A 16,470-nucleotide genomic window follows, 5' to 3' on the forward strand; every position below is an offset into this window, starting at 1 on the left:
TGTGCGCGGATTCCCGTCGCCTGGGACCGCTGCTCTCACCGCTTGACCGCGGGCCGGCGGTGCAGCGCGATGGCGGTGGCGCGGTGGTCAGCGGTGCCGACGCGGAGTCCTGCGGAATGCATGATGCCGGCAGGGGAGCCTGCCGCCCGGAGCCGGTTCGCGGGCTGGGGTGGGGAGGGTGGGCTGCGTGCTGGGGCCCGGCCGCTCAGGGGATGCCGGCCGCGTCCGCGCCCGAGTCGGTACCTGCATTCGCGCCAGGCTGCATCCCGGCACCCGCACCCGGTGCGGCAGCGGGGTAGACGCTGAGTTCGATGAGGTTGGCGTCGGGGTCGCGGACGTAGAGGCTCTCGATGCCTCCGCGCGCACCCGTGCGCTCCACGGGACCCAGTTCGATGGCCACCCTGTGCTCGGCGAGACGGGCCCGGGCACCGGCGAGGGCCTCGGAGGGCTCCCCGGCGAGGACGAGGCAGAGGTCCGCGCTGCCGGGGGTGGGACGCAGTGCGTGCGGTTCGACCTCGCGGCCGGCCTCGTGGAGGTTGATCTTGCTGTCCCCGAAGCGCAGCGCGAGCCTGCCCGCGCCGAAGCGGACGAGCTCCATGCCGAGCACCTCGGTGTAGAACCGGACGGTCGCGTCGATGTCTGCCACCGTGAGCACGAGGTGGTCGAGTCTGTCGATGCGCATGGGGCCTCCCGGGGCAACGGGTCGGCGGGCGGTTCCCACCGCTCCCAGTGTCGCGCGGCGGAGCCGCAGCGGGTGCTCGCGCCCGAGGCGCGGGACGGGTGGGGAAGCCGGCCCGCGCCTCGGCGGCGGGGCCTGGACACCACCGGTTGCCGGTACGACGATCGAAACACGGGCGCCGCAACGGGGCGGGGCCCAGCGAAGGAGAGTGGAGCCATGTCCGAGAACAGCGCACACACCGGGAACATGGATGCGTCCGAGGCCAGCCGCATCATGCAGGACCCCAATTCCACCGAGGAGGAGCGCGCGGTAGCCGCGAGCGCCCTGCGTCAGTCCGGCGGACGAGGGGGCGAGACGAGCCCCGATGTCGCCACGGAGGCCTCCGACGTCATGCAGAACGGCGGCACCGAGGCAGAGCGCTCGGTTGCGGCGAGCGACCTGTCCCAGGCGGACAGGGCGCGCGACGAGAACGCCTGAGACCATCGCTCTGAGACAAGCGCGGCGCCTGTGCCCGGGTGGTGATCCGCCGGGGCGCAGGCGTGTGGCGCGAGCCCGGGAGGCGCCGGGGGTCGGTACTAGCATGGGGGCATTCCGCCGAGCAGTGCGGCAGCCGGTCGAGAAGGAGAGTGCGATGAGCGAGTCGATGGACCAGCAACCCCAGCAGCCCCAGCCGGGACAGCCGGGAGCCAAGCCGCCGGAGTCCCAGCAGGCCGGACCCGAGCAGCAGGAGACGATCGGGGCCACCGGCGATGCGCAGGGCTCCAACCTGCAGAAGGACCCCGAGGAGTGGGTCAGCGGCGACGATCCGATGACCGAGGCGCAGAAGTCCTACCTCGACACGCTCGCCAAGGAGGCGGGGGAGGAGCTGCCGGCGAACCTCACGAAGGCGCAGGCATCCGAGCACATCGACCGGCTCCAGGGCAAGCATTCCTGAGCTCACCGGCCGGGGTGCCCGGGCTTCGCAGCACGCGCGTGGGCCGCGCGCTGCTGCCCCGAGGGCGATTGCTCAGTCCGCGCCGAACGCCGCCTCGCCCGTAAGCCAGTTGCCCAGGATGAGCGTGTGGACCTCGTCCGTGCCCTCGTAGGTGCGCACGGCCTCGAGGTTGTTGGCGTGGCGCAACGGCGAGTGCTCGAGCGTGATGCCGTTGCCGCCCAGGATCGTGCGCGCCTCGCGGGCGATCGCGATGGCCTCGCGGCAGTTGTTGAGCTTGCCCACGGAGATCTGCCGGTGGTCGAGTGTGCCCGCGTCCTTCATGCGGCCCAGGTGCAGGGCGAGCAGGAAGCCCTTGTTGATCTCGAGCGCCATGTCGACGAGCTTGCGCTGTGTCAGCTGGAACGATGCGATCGAGCGGTCGAACTGCCGGCGCTGCTGCGCGTAGGCGAGGGCGTCTTCGAAGGCGTCGCGCGCAGCCCCCATCACGCCCCACATGATCCCGTAGCGGGCCTCGTTGAGGCAGGAGAAGGGCCCGCCGAGCCCGGTGCCCTCGAGGACCGCGGCGGCGGGCAAGCGCACCTCGTCGAGCGAGATCTCGCACTGGATGGACGCGCGCATGGACAGCTTGGGCTCGATGACGCGCGCGGTGTAGCCCCGGGTCTCGGTGGGCACGACGAAGCCGCGCACCCCGTCGTCGGTCTGGGCCCAGATGATCGCCACCTGCGCCACGTTCGCCAGGCCGATCCAGCGCTTCGTGCCGCTGATGATCCAGTCGGCATCATCGCCGGACCCGTCGCGGCGCGCGAACGTCTGCATGGAGGCCGGGTCGGAACCCGCCTCCGGCTCGGTCAGCCCGAAGCAGCCGATCGCCTCGCCCGCGGCCATGCGCGGCAGCCACTCCTGCTTCTGCTCCTCGGTGCCGTGCTTGTGGATCGCGGACATGGCCAGCGAGCCCTGCACGGAGACGAACGTCCGCAGGCCCGAGTCACCGGCCTCGAGCTCCGCTCCGGCCAGCCCGTAGTCCACGGCCGAGCGGCCCGCGCAGCCGTAGCCGGTCAGGTGCATGCCGAGCAGCCCCCGGCGGCCGAGCTCCGGGACCAGCTCGAGGGGGAAGTGCGCGTCCTCGAACCAGCCGGAGATGTGCGGCTTGATCTCCGCCTGCACGAAGGCGCGCACCTCGTCGCGCAGGGCGATCTCCTCGGCACTCAGCAGGGAGTCGAAGGAGATGAGATCGGCGGGCTCGACGTGGGCTGCGCTCGTCATCGCGCGTCCTTTCGGAGGGGGCGGGGCCGCAGCGGTGCGACCGGTCATGGGCCCAGCTTAGGAGCCGCCGGCCGGGTCCGTCAGGCCGTTCCGCCCCAAGGGGGCGTGCGCTCCTATCCGCCGGGGCGGGTTCCAGTGCGCCCCGCACTCGCGCGCATCCGGCATACCCGCGGTGGAGCGCCCGCTCGGGCCTCAGTCCGGGCTGCCGAGGCGCTGCATCCGCCGGCGCAGCGCATCGCGGCGCTCGGCGTTGCCGGGCAGGTCCGCGTAGCGCTCGCGGAAGAGGGCGAGGAGGTCGTCGTCGAGCCTGCGGATGGCACCCGGCGGATGCCGATAGCCCATGGCGCGCAGGATCCGCTCGGTGTCGACCTGCTGCAGCTCGTCGCGCAGCTGGGGGATCGAGGTGATGTCGAGTTCGGTGAGGAGGCGCACCTGGGCCAGGTAGTGCTCGGAGCGGGAGAATCCCGCGGACTCGTACCAGCCGGCCAGGAACGAGGCGAGTTCGCGAGGATCGATGTGGGAGGCATCGCGGGCGCCGTCGGAGTCGAAGTCTGCGTGGCGCAGCCCGGACTGGAGGGTGTCGCGGATGATGGAGAATTCGCGATCGGCAAGCTCGATGAGACCGGCGGCCAGCGTGAACCGGCGGTCGAGTTCGGCGGCGTGCTCTTCGGGGACGGTGCCCTTGTAGCGGGCATCGTGTTCGAACTCGGCCCACGCATGCTGGAGGACCGTGCGGATCTGCACGGAGGCGCAGTGGCGGGCGTCGAAGCCCGTGGCCTGCGGGTCGTCGGAGATGAGCATGTGGCGGCTGGCGTAGCCGAACCGGCCCTCACGGGCGGTCTCGCGGCCCATGTCGCGGTCCTCGAGCACCGTGAAGTTGTCCGCGAGCAGCTGCGCGACGGGCGGGATGTCGCTGTGGACGTACGTGATGATCCGCGCCCCCACCTGATCGGTGACCTCGACGGCGGGGTCGAAGTCCGTGTGGCCGAATTCGGCGGTGCGGCGCCGGACCTTGTCGGCAAACGACTCCGGTGACTTCGCCCGCCCCGTGACCGAGAGGTAGTTGATCCCCGCATCGTCGATGACGGCGGTGAGGGCGTCGACGAATTCGGCGGCGTGGCGCTTCATGGCCGGGAACCGCTCCGCGTAGCGAGCGGTGGCGCGCTCGAGTGACTTCCGTGTCATGGTCCCATCCAAGCAGACGGGGCGGACGCGGTGCGTGGGCACCGGCCGAACTGACCGAACCTGCTGGCGAAGCCGTCGGCCGGATGGCGAGCGGGGAGCGGCCGCTGCGGGGCAGTGCGGGGTGCTGCGCACTGCCCCGCCCCGCACTGTTGCGGTGGCACCGGGACCGGTGTGCACAGGCGGACACCGGGGACTCCCCGTTCCGGGTGCCGGCGCAATTGTCGACGAAGGCCTCCCGAGGGTTCAGCAGATTGTGCCGGTGGAGTGATCTGCGCCACGGGGAATGATTGGGGTCATTGTTCCCCTCGTCGAACACGGCGCTGCCGCGCACCCGGAAGGACACAGATGCCGCAGGAGAATTCGCGAATCCGGATCGGAATCGATACCGGTGGCACGTTCACCGATGTGGTGGCGTTCAACGAGGCCACCGGCGAGCTGACGACCACGAAGACGCCATCGACGCCCAGCAACCCCGCCGATGGGTTCATCAACGGCATCGACAAGGTGCTGGGCATCCTGGGAGCGTCCGGTGAAGACATCGTGGCGGTCAGCCACGGCACCACGGTTGCGACCAACCAGCTCCTCGAGGGCAAGCTCGAGAAACTGGGCTTCATCACGACCGAAGGCTATGAGTTCGTGCTCGAGATCGCCCGGCAGGCGGTGCCGGATGGCTACGGCAACTCCTACTTCTGGGTGAAGCCCGACCGCATCGTTCCCGCTGACCTCGTCAAGACGGTGGGCGGTCGAATGGACTTCGAGGGCACGGAGGTCCGGCCATTCGATGAGCGTCAGGCCCGCGAGACCGCGCAGTGGTTCAAGGACCGCGGCATCAACACCCTGGGTGTGAACTTTCTGCACGCCTACGCCAATCCCGCCCACGAGCAGCGGATGCGGGAGATCCTCGAGGAGGTCCACCCCACTGCGATCGTGTCCCTCAGCTCGGAGGTGCTGCGGGAGTACCGCGAGTACGAGCGCTCCATGACCACACTGGTCGACGCGGCCGTCAAACCCAAGGTGTCGGCCTACGTGACCAACATCCATGAGCGACTCGACGCATACACCGGGACCGCAGCGGGCAAGCGGGAGGCCATTCCCTTCTACATCATGAAGTCCAACGGAGGCGTGCTCTCCGCCGACGAGGTCATTCACCAGCCCATCACCACCGTGCTCTCCGGTCCAGCGGCGGGAGCCCTCGGAGCCGGGCTCATCGCCCGAGAAGCCGGCTTCGATAAGGTCCTCACCTGCGACGGAGGAGGAACCTCCACGGATGTCACTGTGGTCCTCGATGGCGAGCCCGCGCTCACGACCGAAGGTTCGGTGGGCGCGTACCCCTCGAAGATCCCCATGATCGACGTCGTCACCGTGGGCGCCGGGGGCGGGTCGATCGCGTGGACGACTGCGGAGGGCCAGCTCAAGGTCGGCCCCCAATCCGCAGGCGCCGACCCGGGGCCGATCTGCTACGGCAACGGTGGTACTGAGCCGACGATCACCGACGCCCACGTACTGCTGGGGCGCATCCCTCCGCATCTGCTGGGGGGTGAGATCCCCCTCGATGCCGAGGCGGCACGCAGCGGGATCGCCGCTCTCGGCTCGCGCCTGGGACTGAGCACGGAGAAGGCGGCCACGGGAATCCTCGAGATCTCCGCGTGGAACCAGGCGAACGCGCTCCGCCAGATCTCGGTCAAACGCGGGCTCGACGTGCGCGACTTCATGCTCACAACCTTCGGCGGTTCGGGCTCCCTCCTCGCCTGCACCCTCGTCGACATCCTCGACCTCGCCGGGGTCGTGGTGCCCCTGAATCCCGGGAACGTCTCCGCATTCGGGCTGCTCACGGTCGACGTGAAGAACGACTACGTGCAAACGCACGTTTCCCGCGATGACCGGTTGGACCTGGAGGAAATCGGCGCCGTGTTCACCGGCCTGCAGGACCGCGCCACCCAGGCGCTGCGCAACGAGGGGTTCGCCGATGACGACCACGTCTTCGATCGCTCCGTTGACCTGCGCTACTTCGGCCAGGCATTCGAGGTGCGGGTGAATGCGCCGCAGGGGGCCATCTCGCGCGAATGGGCGGACGCAGTGACCCGGGCATTCCATGCCGAGCACCGCCAGCTCTACGGCTACGACTTCGCAGACGCGGACGATCAGCACGTGGAATGGGTCAACCTGCGCGTCTCCGGGGTAGGGCCCATCACCCGCCCGGCAACCCGCAGCATCGCAGCCGCCGAAGGGGCCGCGCCGCTCGCGGAACGGGCGCGCACGGCCACGCGTGCCGTGTGCTTCGACGCCGCCGACGGCTATGCGGACAGCGAGGTCTACTGGCGGCCCGAGCTCTTGGCGGGTGACCGCATCCACGGCCCCGCCATCATCGAGGAGTTCGGCTCCACCGTTCCCCTTCACCCCGGTTTCACCGCCGCGATCGACTCCGCCGCGAACATCATCATCACCCGCAGTACAGGCCAGGAGGCAGCACAGTGACGTCTACGCAGCAGACCTATTCGGGTTCGATGCTCGGCGAACAGCCGCTGACCGGTGATGCCCTCGCGGCCTACATCGCCGCCGAGCCGATCAACCCCGCCGGCCTCCCCACGCCCTACCAGCACGGCGAGCGACTGACTGCCGCGGGCACGACGGTCGACCCCATCGTGGTGGAGATCGTGGAGGGAACCCTTGCGAGTGTGGAGATGGAGGTCGAGACCGCCATTTCCCGCACTTCGCGGTCCCCGATGATCCGCGACGCCCACGATTTCCGTGCCGGCATCCACGACAGGCAGCTGCGGAAGCTGACGGGGCGGTCCTACTCCGCACTCGTGCATCCCGTGGTCCGGGATTTCCCCATCGAGGAGATGAGGGAGGGCGACGTCTTCTTCCACAATGACGTCTACGAGTCCGAGGGCGGCATCGGCCACCTCCCGGACATGTGCGTGACGGTGCCGGTGTTCTCCGATGGGAAGGTGGTCTGCTTCGTCCAGGCCTTCGGACACCACGACGACATCGGAGGAGCCTGCCCGGGTTCGATGCCCTCGGGTGCGACGAGCGTGTTCGAAGAGGGCCTCATGATCCCGCCCATCAAACTGTGGGATGCCGGCAGGCCCAACCGGGCCGCGCTGAGGATCATGACGCGAAATTCGCGGATGCCCGATTCGCTCTCCGCTGACCTCGACGCCGAATGCTCCGCCTGCCTGATGGGCGCCCGGCGGCTGGGCGAGCTGTTCGCCCGCTACGGAGTGGACACCGTCGAGGCCGCGTTCGACACAATCCTCGACAACACCACCGAGATCTACCGGCGGGAGATTCTTTCGAAGATCCCCGATGGGCAGTACGTGTGGGAGGACTATGCGGAGCACGATGGAGTCTCCGACCCCATGCTCCATACTCAGCGGATCACGCTGACGAAAGTCTCGACGGGGGGGCCCGACGACGGGCCACGGCTCATCGTCGACTTCACCGGCACTGCCGCCCAGGCAGCGGGGCCGATCAACCACTGCGGCGACTACGTGGGCGGGAACTTCCTCAAGAAGTGGCTCGCCCCCATTCTCCGCAACCTCGCCGACAGCCCCGAGCGGATGACGGAGCTGGACGTCAACGAGGGCATCGTGCCGCTCATCGAGATGCGATTCCCCGAGAAGGGAACGCTGCTCACCCCCGTGTTCCCAGGCCCCACGAATGCGCGCACCTTCGTGATCCTTCGCCTGCTGGGCGTCCTTGCGGGCGTTGTGGCGAAGGCCGTCGATGGGCAGATGCCCGCTGACCAGGAGACGATCCGCTATACCGGCGTCTACGGCAAGGACCGGGACGGGAATGACTACCTCATGCGCGAGGTGCTCGGCGGTGGGTCCGGTGGGCGCTATTACGCGGACGGGGAGGACACGATCCACGTGGTGCCCGACTCGCGCAATCTCCCGACGGAATTCACCGAATCGCGCTTCCCCTTCCGGGTGGAGCGGCTCGGTCTGGCCCAGGACTCCGGCGGCGCCGGCCGCTACCGAGGCGGGCTCGGCTATGAGAAGCACATCCGCATGCTCAAGGATGGGAACTTCATGTCGATCGCCGACCGATCCATCCTCGCGTGCTGGGGAGTCAAGGGCGGCAAGGCAGGCAGGCCGTTCGAGGTCACCATCGACCCCGGCGGCGCCCATGAGCGCACGGTGGACGCGCTTGCCGATGCGGAGCCGATTGCCGCAGGTGAGGTAGTGCGGATCCGCACGACGGGCGGCGGGGGATGGGGCGACCCGCTGGAGCGCCCCTACGGCGAGGTGCTGCGCGACGTGCAGTGGGGCAAGGTCAGTGCCGATGGAGCGCGCGACTCCTATGGGGTCGTGATTTCCGGTGCGGCGGACAACATCGCCGTGGACGCGGCGGGCTCGGACGGACTGCGTCAGCGGATGCGGGCCGAGCGCAGCGCTGCAGAGCCCTTCTTCGACCGTGGGCCCGGCTTCGCCGCCCTCAGCAGCGACGGTTCGCAGGCCCCTGCGGTCGACTGGGTGTGAGACGCCCATGAGGGTTCTGGTCGCACTGGGCGGCAATGCGATGACCGGCCCCGACGGCGACGCTTCACCGGACAGCCAGCGTCGCGCCATCGCCGGAGCCGCCGTGCACCTGGCGGACCTCGTGGCTGCCGGTCACGAGGTCGTCGTCTCCCACGGCAACGGACCGCAGGTGGGCAACATCATGCGCAAGAACGAGCTCGCCGCCTCCGAGCTGCCGCCGGTCAGTCTCGACTGGTGCGGTGCGCAGACCCAGGGCACCCTGGGCTTTACGCTCGTCAACCGCATCGAGAAGGAGCTTGGCGCGCGGGGAATCGAGCGCGGCGTGGTCGCGCTCATCACGCGCACCGTCGTGGATCCGGAGGATCCGGCATTCGAGAACCCGGTCAAACCGGTCGGCTCCTACCAGGATGCCGAGCACGCGCGCGCGATGACGGCGCACGGGCAGGTGTGGAAGGACTTCGGAGCCCGGGGATGGCGACGCGTCGTGGCCTCGCCGACTCCGCTTCGCATCCTCGAGACCCCCACCGTCGAACTGCTGGCCGATGCCGGCTGGGTGGTCGTGGCGGCCGGCGGCGGCGGCGTGCCCGTCGTGCCCGATGGCACGGGCTACAACGGAGCATCGGCTGTCATCGACAAGGACCTGAGTGCGGCGCAGCTGGCGATTTCTGTCGGGGCGGATCGGCTGATCATCGCCACGGACGTGTCGTGCGCCGTCGCGGGGTTCGGGACCGCCTCCGCGCGGGACATCGGCCCGATCACGGCAGCGGAGCTGCGCGGGATCAGCGAATCGGGCACATTCGCCTCGGGTTCCATGGGACCGAAGGTCGAGGCGGTGCTCCGCTTCGTGGAGGCCGGCGGCCCGGTCGGGGTCATCGCCGCCCTCGGTGCTCTTCCCGAAGCCGTGGCAGGCGCCGCGGGGACAGTGGTCACGGCGGTCGCCGGCGCGGCCGACTAGGATCGTCCAGATGATGGCGACCTCCCGCCCGCGGCTCAGTGCGGTGCTCCTAGCGGCCGGGGCGGGTTCGCGGCTGGGCTGTCCCAAAGCGCTGCTGCGGATGCCGGACGGCACGCCGCTCATCGCCGAGCAGTCCCGCAGAATGGCTGCGGTGGAACCGCTCGAGTCGATCGTCGTGCTCGGAGCGCGGGCGGGCAGTGCCGTGCCGCTGGTGCCGCACGGTGTTCGTACGGTGATCTGCGAGGACTGGGCCCGCGGGCTGTCGGCCTCACTGCGCGCGGGGCTGTCGGCCGCAGCCGCCGGTGCCCCGTCGGCCGTTCTCGTCATGCTCGCCGACCTTGTCGACGTTCCCGCAACCGCGCACGCCCGGCTGGCGGGTGCCGTCGTCAACGGCACCGCCCGTCCGCCTGCCGAGGCGCTCGCCAGGTGTGCGTGGAATGGGCACCCGGGGCACCCCGTCGTCTTCGGCGCGGGGCTGTTGGAGGCGGTGATGGCCAGCGCCAGCGGTGACACCGGTGCTCGTCGCTACCTGCGCGAGCACGCGGCGCAAACCGTCGCAATCGAGTGCGCCGATCTCCTCGCACCGGGCATGAGCGGCGGGTTCGATATCGACACCCGTGAGGCCGCAGAGCAGCGGGGTATGCGCATCCCGGCGCCCGAAAAAGGAGTGGAAGCACATGGTTGAGCGGCACGACCCCGCCCAGGCCGCAGGCGATGGGGTGCTTTCTTCTCCGGCCGCCGTGCGCCAGGCACTGGCCGCGCAGGGCTATCTGGCCGAGCCCGATCTCTCCGCAGCCTGCTTTCTCGCCTCCCGCCTGACCCGCCCGCTCCTCTGCGAAGGACCGCCCGGAGTGGGCAAGACGAGTCTGGCCGCCGCCCTTGCTGCCCTGACCGGTGGCCCGCTCATTCGGCTCCAGTGCTATGACGGCCTCGATTCCACTCACGCGCTGTACGACTGGGACTTCGCCGCGCAGATCCTCCATATCCGTACGATCGAGGCGCAGGCGAAGGCCCTGGGGCGGCCGATCGGCGCGCGGGAGCTGGCAGACGAGCTTCACGACCGCCGCTTTCTGCTGGCCCGGCCAGTGCTGCAGGCACTCGAGTCCTCGACCGAACGCGGCAGAGCGGTGCTGCTCATCGACGAAATCGATCGCGCCGACGACGAGTTCGACGCGCTCCTGCTCGAGGTCCTCTCCGAATGGTCGGTCACTGTGCCCGAGTTCGGCACCATCACAGCGGCGATTCCTCCGCTTGTCATCCTCACGTCCAACAGGACGCGCGAGCTCCACGACGCACTGCGGCGGCGTTGCCTCTACCACTGGTTCGCCCAGCCCGACGCCGACCAGGAGGAGCGCATCCTCGCCCAGCGCGTCCCCGAATCCGCAGCTCGCCTGCGCGCGGCGGTCGTCGCCGAGGCCGGCCGACTGCGCGCCGCCGGTCCGGCCAAGCCTCCAGGCACGGCCGAGACGATCGACTGGCTGCGGGCCCTGAGTGCCCTCGGGGTCGAGGAGCTCCATCAGCCCGCCGCGCGCGCAGCGCTGAGCGCAGTGCTCAAGGATGCCGACGACGTCGCTCGGTTCGGCGGTGACGATCGTGCCTGAACTCGCGGGTGTGCTCGCCGCCTTCGCGGGGGATCTGCGACGTGCGGGACTGCCGGCGCCACCGAGCGCCGTGGCAGACCTCCAGGCGGCCGTCGCCGAGGTGGGCCCACTCGATCGGGCACGGGTGTGCGCCGCTTCGCGGGCGGTGATCTGTCGGGACCCCGAACAGCTCGCGGTGCACGATCGTGTCTTCGCCCGCTTCTTCGCCTCCGGCGCGCCGCCGTTCGTGCGCTCCCGCGCGCAGGTCGAGGTCCCGGAGCCCGCCGCCGCTCAGGCTGGGGGCCCGCCGCCCGCCGGAGTCGGGACACAGGACATGCAGGCAGGGGCCAGCCGGCGGGAGATCCTGCGCCGTGCGGATCTGGGGCGCTCGGAGCTGCGCGGAGAGGCGGTCGAGTTGATCGACGAAGTCCGGTTCGGCCCGGCGCTGCGCCGCACTCGGCGCCTGCGCCGTGCACGTGCGGGGCGGCCGGAGCTGCGGCGGGTGGTGCGCCAGCTCCTCCGCAGTGAGGAATTGGAGCGACTCCCCCGACGCGCCCCCGCGCAGCGGGCCCGGCGGGTGACGGTCATCTGCGATGTGTCGGCTTCGATGGAGCAGTGGATGGCCGCGAGCCTGCGCTTCGCGCGGCGGGCCGCACTCGAAACGGGAGCTCGCTGCTTTGCCGCCGGGACCCGCCTCAGTGAGATCACCGACATGCTGAGGTCCGGTGCTGCGAGCCCCGCCATCGCCCGCGCGCGCGAGGCGGTTCCGGACCTCGGAGGCGGAACCAGGCTCGGTGACGTCCTCGCAACCCTGCTAGCCGAGCACTCGACGGCCGTCCGGGCCAGCGTCGTCGTCCTCATCAGCGACGGGTGGGAGCAGGGAGACTTCGCCGCCCTCGAGGCCGCATCGACTCGGCTGCGGCGGCTCGCTCACCGCTTCGTCTGGGTGAACCCGCGGTCTGGCCGTGCCGGATTCTCCCCGGCGGCGCGTGGCATGAGGCTTGCCGCCGCGCAGGCGCACGTGCTCATTGCCGGCACAGACGTGCGTGATTGGCAGGCGGCGGCCGATGCGATTTCGGCCTTGCGGCTCTCCACCGGAGCGAATCGGGTGAGCGGGGCGGTCGCCGATGCCTGATATCGCTGCGGAACTGCTCGACTGGCTCTCCTCAGGGCGCAGGTGCGCGGTGGCGATCGTCGTCGAGACGTGGTCATCCGCCCCCCGTCCCCCCGGTGCGATGATGGCCGTGGCCGACGATGGCACCGTGCTGGGCTCCCTCTCCGGCGGGTGTGTGGAAGGGGCGGTGCACGAACTCGCGCTCGCGTGCCTGGACAGCGGCACATCGGAGATCGCCCACTATGGAGTCAGCGATGACGAGGCGCTTTCCGTGGGGCTGGCCTGCGGTGGCAGGCTCGACGTGCTCGTCGTGCCCGTAGGCGATCGCGTGCGCACCGCGCTGCGCTCATTCCTCGCGTGTGCCGGCACCGCGCCAGCCGCCCTCGCGCTTCCGGTGCCGTTCGCAGCGCACGGGGAGCTCGCAGACGGTGACGAGGCTGCCGGAGCACCGCCGGACGGTCCTCCAGTGGAACCGATCGAAGGAGCGGTCTTCGTCTCCGCGCAGGAGCAGGCGGGCGGTGTCGGCCCCGAGCGGCTCACCCGACATGTGATCGAGGACGCGCGGGCCATGATGCGCCTCGGGCGGACGGGCATTCGCGAGTACGACGCCACCGGTCGGCGTTTGGGGGCGGGCACCCGCATCTTCGTGACGACCACCGCTCATCCCCCGAGGCTCGTCGTGTTCGGCGCGATCGACTATGCCGCAGCGCTGACGGAGATGGGGCGCTTCTTGGGGTACCGGGTGACGGTGTGCGACGCGCGCCCGATCTTCGCCACCCAGGCCCGGTTCCCCGCCGCCGACGAGGTGGTGGTCGCCTGGCCGCACCGCTACCTTGCGCAGGAGAGGGAGGGTGGCCGCATCGATCCCAGCACTGTGCTGGCGATCCTCACCCACGACCTCAAGTTCGACGTCCCAGTGCTGGAGGAGGCGCTGCGGTCGCGGGCGGGATTCATTGGGGCCCTGGGCAGCCGCCGAACCCACGAACGCCGCCGGGCGGTGCTCGAGGAGCGGGGGACGGCACCCGATCAGCTGGCGAGGATCAGCGCACCGATCGGCTTGGACATCGGGGCGCAGACCCCCGAGGCCACCGCCGTGTCGATCTTCGCCGAGGTGCTTGCCCGTCAGAGCGGTGCGACAGGACGGCCGCTCAGCCGACTCCGCGGGCCGATACACCGCTGAGAACCCCCCGCGGGATGCGCGCCTGCCGGGCGCCGGATCCGAACGAGCACGGCGCTGCTCACCCCGCGGATGCGGCTGCGCGGTCGCGCCCCCCCGTCGCACGCGCCAGTTCGGAGGCCGCCTCGGTGAAGCATTCCCACGGCGGGGTGACGAGCCCCGCACCGACCTGACCGACACCGGCCACCCGCCCGGCCATTCCGGTGTTGATCTGCGGCAGCACGCCCGTGCGGAGAACCGCGACGACATCGATGCCGCTCGGCACGCCGCGGAACTCGAGCATCGGAATCTGGTGGACGGGGTGCTCTCCCGCAGTGATCTCGTACATCCGCCGGGTGGTCTCGACGGCGAATGCGACGTCACCGCCCACCAGGCGGACGACCGCCGGGGCCGCGGCCATGGCCAGTCCGCCGATGCCCGCGGTCTCGGTGATCGCCGAGTCGCCGATGTCGGGATTCGCGTCCTCGGGGCCGTAAGAGCCCAGGTAGAGGCCGTCGGCGACCTGTGCCGGCCCGGTGAACCATGTCGGACCGGCGCCCGCCGTCTGCACACCGAACTCCGTGCCGTTCCTGGCCATCGTGACGATGAGGGAGGATCCTGGGATGTCCTTCGCGGCCGCCATCGCGAGCTTGCACGTGGGCATGACGAGGTTCAGGGCGAAGTAGTCATTGGCGCCGAGGAAGCGGCAGACCTCGGCCAGCTGCTCGGCTGGCCACTGCAGGCCCAACAGGTCGGGCATGAGATCGCGCAGGAACAGGAGGGTCGCCGTGCGATTGCGGTTATGGCCCTCGTCGCCCGACTGCAGCATCTGCGAGACATAGCTCTTGGTGTCGATGGGTCCGTGCGACTCCACTGCGCGGGCGAGTACGGGGCCGAGGACGTCGCGCATCCAGCGCAGGCGGTCGAGTACCTCCGGGCCGTTGGCCCCGTAGCGCAGAACCTTGCCCAGACCCTCGTTGAGGGAGCAGTAGGCGCGATTGCCGGAGACCGGGTCGCGCAGCTCGAACATCCACATGGACGGGCTCACCACACCGGCCATCGGGCCGACCGCGTCCCTGCTGTGGCACGGCGCCGTGGTGAAGGTCCCGGCGGCAAGCCCGGCCTCCGCTTCCGCCAGGGATTCCGCGAGGCCCTCGAAGACGACCGCGCCCGCGAGTGCTCCGCGCATCGGTCCGGAGGCATTCTCCCAGCGGAGCGGAGGCCCAGAGTGGAGGAATTCGTGATCTCGCAGCCCGAGGCACTCGCGAGCTGGCCGGAGGCCGATGAGCTCGGCACCGGCGCCGAGCATGCGCTCAAGGGCGAGGGCATTCGCCGTCAGTCGGCGCGGGTCCGCCATGATCGCGAAGATCTCGGCAGGGTCGGCGCTGGGCGGCTGCCAGGACACCTCCGCCACCTCGATCGCCTGATCGCGCAGCGACTGTGCGAAGAGCCCAACGCCGCAGTTGACCGCGATCAGCTCCGAGCCGAGCAGACCGCGCAGCGGCTCCTCCCCGGTCGACGCTCCGTCGGGCATCCGGTGCTCCGCGGGCCTGCCGGGGCCGGGGTCCTGCGCCCACCCCTGCGTGTCCGCACCCGAACCGGTGCCGGCGCCGGCGCGCGCGCCGTCGACCAGCGCGAGCGCCTGCCGCACTGCCTGTGAGTTCGACGCGAATACCTGGGCTCCCGCGTTGACGAGTGCCGCCGCTGTCGCCTCGAGATCCTGCGGATCGTCGGTGGTTCCGATGAGGCTCACCAGCACCGGAAGTTCGCGTCCACGGGCGGCCGCGGCGCTGCGCGCATCCGAGATCGCCGCGGCGAGTTCGGCACCGGGCGAGGGGTGGGCGCCGTGGCCCAGCACGAGGTCGAGGAGCAGAACTCCCGCGTTCTCACCCTGCTCGCGAATGGCCGCCAGGCGCAGGCTGGGGTCGATCATCGGATGCGCCCTGCCCTCCGTCATCGAGTCGTCGCCGAAGTCCACGATCGCGTGCCGGCCGGCCGGCAGGTTACTGCCGCCGATCTGCGGGGCCCTGGGAAGGGGGATGTTCGAGGCGATGGGCCCCAGTGACCGGCTGGCGATGAGCATCGCCTCGTCGGCGAGGGTGCCGCCCACGAAGAGCCCCACGAGGGGGCCGTCGGGAGTGCACTGCGCGGCCTTGCCCCACACGGGCCACTCGACGGCCTCGTGGCCCGCCGCTTCGAGCGCGGCCTCGACACCGGCGGTGAGGTCGGGGGAGTCCGGACCGAGTACGGCCCAGCTGACCGGGACGCCGAGGTCGGCGGCGAGTGCCTCGAGCCGGCCGACAACCGCGGTGTCCGCGGGCTTCGAGACCACGATGATGCGCTCGGTCCGGGCATCGGCGGCAAGCGCCCTCATCGCCTGCGCGGCGGAGGCCCCGCCCACCTCTGCGCCGAGGTCCCTCCCACCGGTTCCGAGCAGGTGGGAGACTCCGGTGCCTGCCGCGGCCAGGAGGGTGGCGACCTGCTGGGAACCGGTCCCCGAGGCGGCGACGATGCCGAACGGCCCCGGGGGGACGGTGTTCGCGAAGCCGAGTCCGACGCCGCCGATCATCGCAGTGCCGCAATCGGGGCCCATGAGAAGGAGGTCGCGCTCGCCCGCGATTCGCTTGAGCTCGACCTCGGTTGCGACGTCGACGTTGTCGCTGAAGAGGAGCACGGAGCAACCGGCGTCGAGCGCGGCCAGAGCTTCGATCCCCGCGTACTCGCCGGCGACGGAGACGACGGCGAGGTTGGCCCCGTGACGGTCTGCCGCACTTTCGACTGTGAGCGGAGGCTGATCCTGCCCGCCGGGCCCTTCCGATGCCCGGGCAGCCCGCGCGAGTTCGTCGAACGCCGCCTCGAGTTCGGTGCGGGCCGCCGCGAGGGCCTGTTCGCCGTCACCGCGCACGGCGATGACGAGATCCCCGGGGCCGACGTCTCCGGAGACGTCGAAGCCGGCCGCGCGCATGAGGTCGAGATTGAGGGGGGTTCCCATGCCGATCAGCGCGTCGCTGATCCCGGTGGTCCGCTTCACTCGGGCGGAGACCTGCATGAGGGCGACCGAGTCATAGTAGACGCCGGTGCGGGCGTCGAAGAGATCCGACATGGAACTTCCTTGTC

13 protein-coding genes are annotated in these 16,470 nt (G+C 70.5%); 9 read left to right on the forward strand and 4 right to left on the reverse strand.

Annotated elements, in window-relative coordinates; translation table 11 throughout:
* Nucleotides 1-205: 205 nt before the first annotated feature.
* Nucleotides 206-682 carry a VOC family protein gene (locus BRM1_RS09960; protein WP_160951979.1) on the reverse strand — a complete coding sequence of 159 codons (477 nt, stop codon included), beginning with the start codon at nucleotides 680-682 and terminating at the stop codon, nucleotides 206-208.
* Between the two features lie 213 nt (nucleotides 683-895).
* Between BRM1_RS09960 and BRM1_RS09965 the strand changes: the two genes are divergently transcribed.
* Nucleotides 896-1,156, forward strand: coding sequence for a hypothetical protein (locus BRM1_RS09965; protein ID WP_160951980.1), 261 nt, complete (start codon nucleotides 896-898; stop codon nucleotides 1,154-1,156).
* A gap of 154 nt (nucleotides 1,157-1,310) precedes the next feature.
* Entirely contained in the window at nucleotides 1,311-1,613 is a 303-nt protein-coding gene (locus BRM1_RS09970) for a DUF3072 domain-containing protein (protein WP_442864241.1), read from the forward strand.
* Nucleotides 1,614-1,685: 72 nt separating this feature from the next.
* Here BRM1_RS09970 and BRM1_RS09975 read toward each other — a convergent pair whose 3' ends face one another.
* Together BRM1_RS09975 and BRM1_RS09980 are read right to left on the reverse strand one after the other, a co-directional pair.
* Entirely contained in the window at nucleotides 1,686-2,876 is a 1,191-nt protein-coding gene (locus BRM1_RS09975; protein WP_268525573.1) for an acyl-CoA dehydrogenase family protein, read from the reverse strand.
* Between the two features lie 192 nt (nucleotides 2,877-3,068).
* The gene (locus BRM1_RS09980; RefSeq protein ID WP_160951982.1) at nucleotides 3,069-4,061 is read right to left on the reverse strand and encodes a GTP pyrophosphokinase; all 993 of its coding nucleotides are present in this window, start codon (nucleotides 4,059-4,061) and stop codon (nucleotides 3,069-3,071) included.
* 345 nt (nucleotides 4,062-4,406) lie between these two features.
* Here BRM1_RS09980 and BRM1_RS09985 point away from each other — a divergent pair, with 345 nt between their 5' ends.
* Genes BRM1_RS09985 through BRM1_RS10015 form a run of 7 tightly spaced genes read left to right on the forward strand, consistent with a single transcriptional unit; the run spans nucleotide 4,407 to nucleotide 13,377 of the window.
* Nucleotides 4,407-6,536, forward strand: a complete 2,130-nt coding sequence (locus BRM1_RS09985; protein WP_160951983.1) for a hydantoinase/oxoprolinase family protein — start codon at nucleotides 4,407-4,409, stop codon at nucleotides 6,534-6,536.
* Nucleotides 6,533-8,548: a hydantoinase B/oxoprolinase family protein gene (locus BRM1_RS09990; RefSeq protein WP_268525576.1), complete on the forward strand. Its 2,016-nt coding sequence runs from the start codon at nucleotides 6,533-6,535 to the stop codon at nucleotides 8,546-8,548. The genes BRM1_RS09985 and BRM1_RS09990 overlap by 4 nt, the downstream gene beginning before the upstream one ends.
* 7 nt (nucleotides 8,549-8,555) lie before the next feature.
* Nucleotides 8,556-9,503, forward strand: a complete 948-nt coding sequence (locus BRM1_RS09995) for a carbamate kinase (protein WP_268525578.1) — start codon at nucleotides 8,556-8,558, stop codon at nucleotides 9,501-9,503.
* Nucleotides 9,504-9,513: 10 nt separating this feature from the next.
* Nucleotides 9,514-10,188, forward strand: a complete 675-nt coding sequence (locus BRM1_RS10000) for a nucleotidyltransferase family protein (RefSeq protein ID WP_268525579.1) — start codon at nucleotides 9,514-9,516, stop codon at nucleotides 10,186-10,188.
* A complete protein-coding gene (locus tag BRM1_RS10005) occupies nucleotides 10,181-11,104 on the forward strand; it encodes an AAA family ATPase (RefSeq protein WP_160951986.1) in 924 nt (307 codons plus the stop codon). Before BRM1_RS10000 ends, BRM1_RS10005 begins: the two co-directional genes overlap by 8 nt.
* Nucleotides 11,061-12,218: a VWA domain-containing protein gene (locus tag BRM1_RS10010; protein WP_160951987.1), complete on the forward strand. Its 1,158-nt coding sequence runs from the start codon at nucleotides 11,061-11,063 to the stop codon at nucleotides 12,216-12,218. The genes BRM1_RS10005 and BRM1_RS10010 overlap by 44 nt, the downstream gene beginning before the upstream one ends.
* A 49-nt stretch (nucleotides 12,219-12,267) precedes the next feature.
* A complete protein-coding gene (locus BRM1_RS10015; RefSeq protein WP_326956827.1) occupies nucleotides 12,268-13,377 on the forward strand; it encodes an XdhC family protein in 1,110 nt (369 codons plus the stop codon).
* A 58-nt stretch (nucleotides 13,378-13,435) separates the two neighbouring features.
* Here the strand turns inward: BRM1_RS10015 and BRM1_RS10020 are convergent, their stop codons facing one another.
* Nucleotides 13,436-16,456, reverse strand: a complete 3,021-nt coding sequence (locus BRM1_RS10020) for a DUF1116 domain-containing protein (protein WP_268525582.1) — start codon at nucleotides 16,454-16,456, stop codon at nucleotides 13,436-13,438.
* Nucleotides 16,457-16,470 lie beyond the last annotated feature (14 nt).

It is taken from the genome of Brevibacterium sp. BRM-1 (genome assembly GCF_026802075.1).
Classification (GTDB): Bacteria; Actinomycetota; Actinomycetes; order Actinomycetales; family Brevibacteriaceae; genus Brevibacterium; species Brevibacterium rongguiense.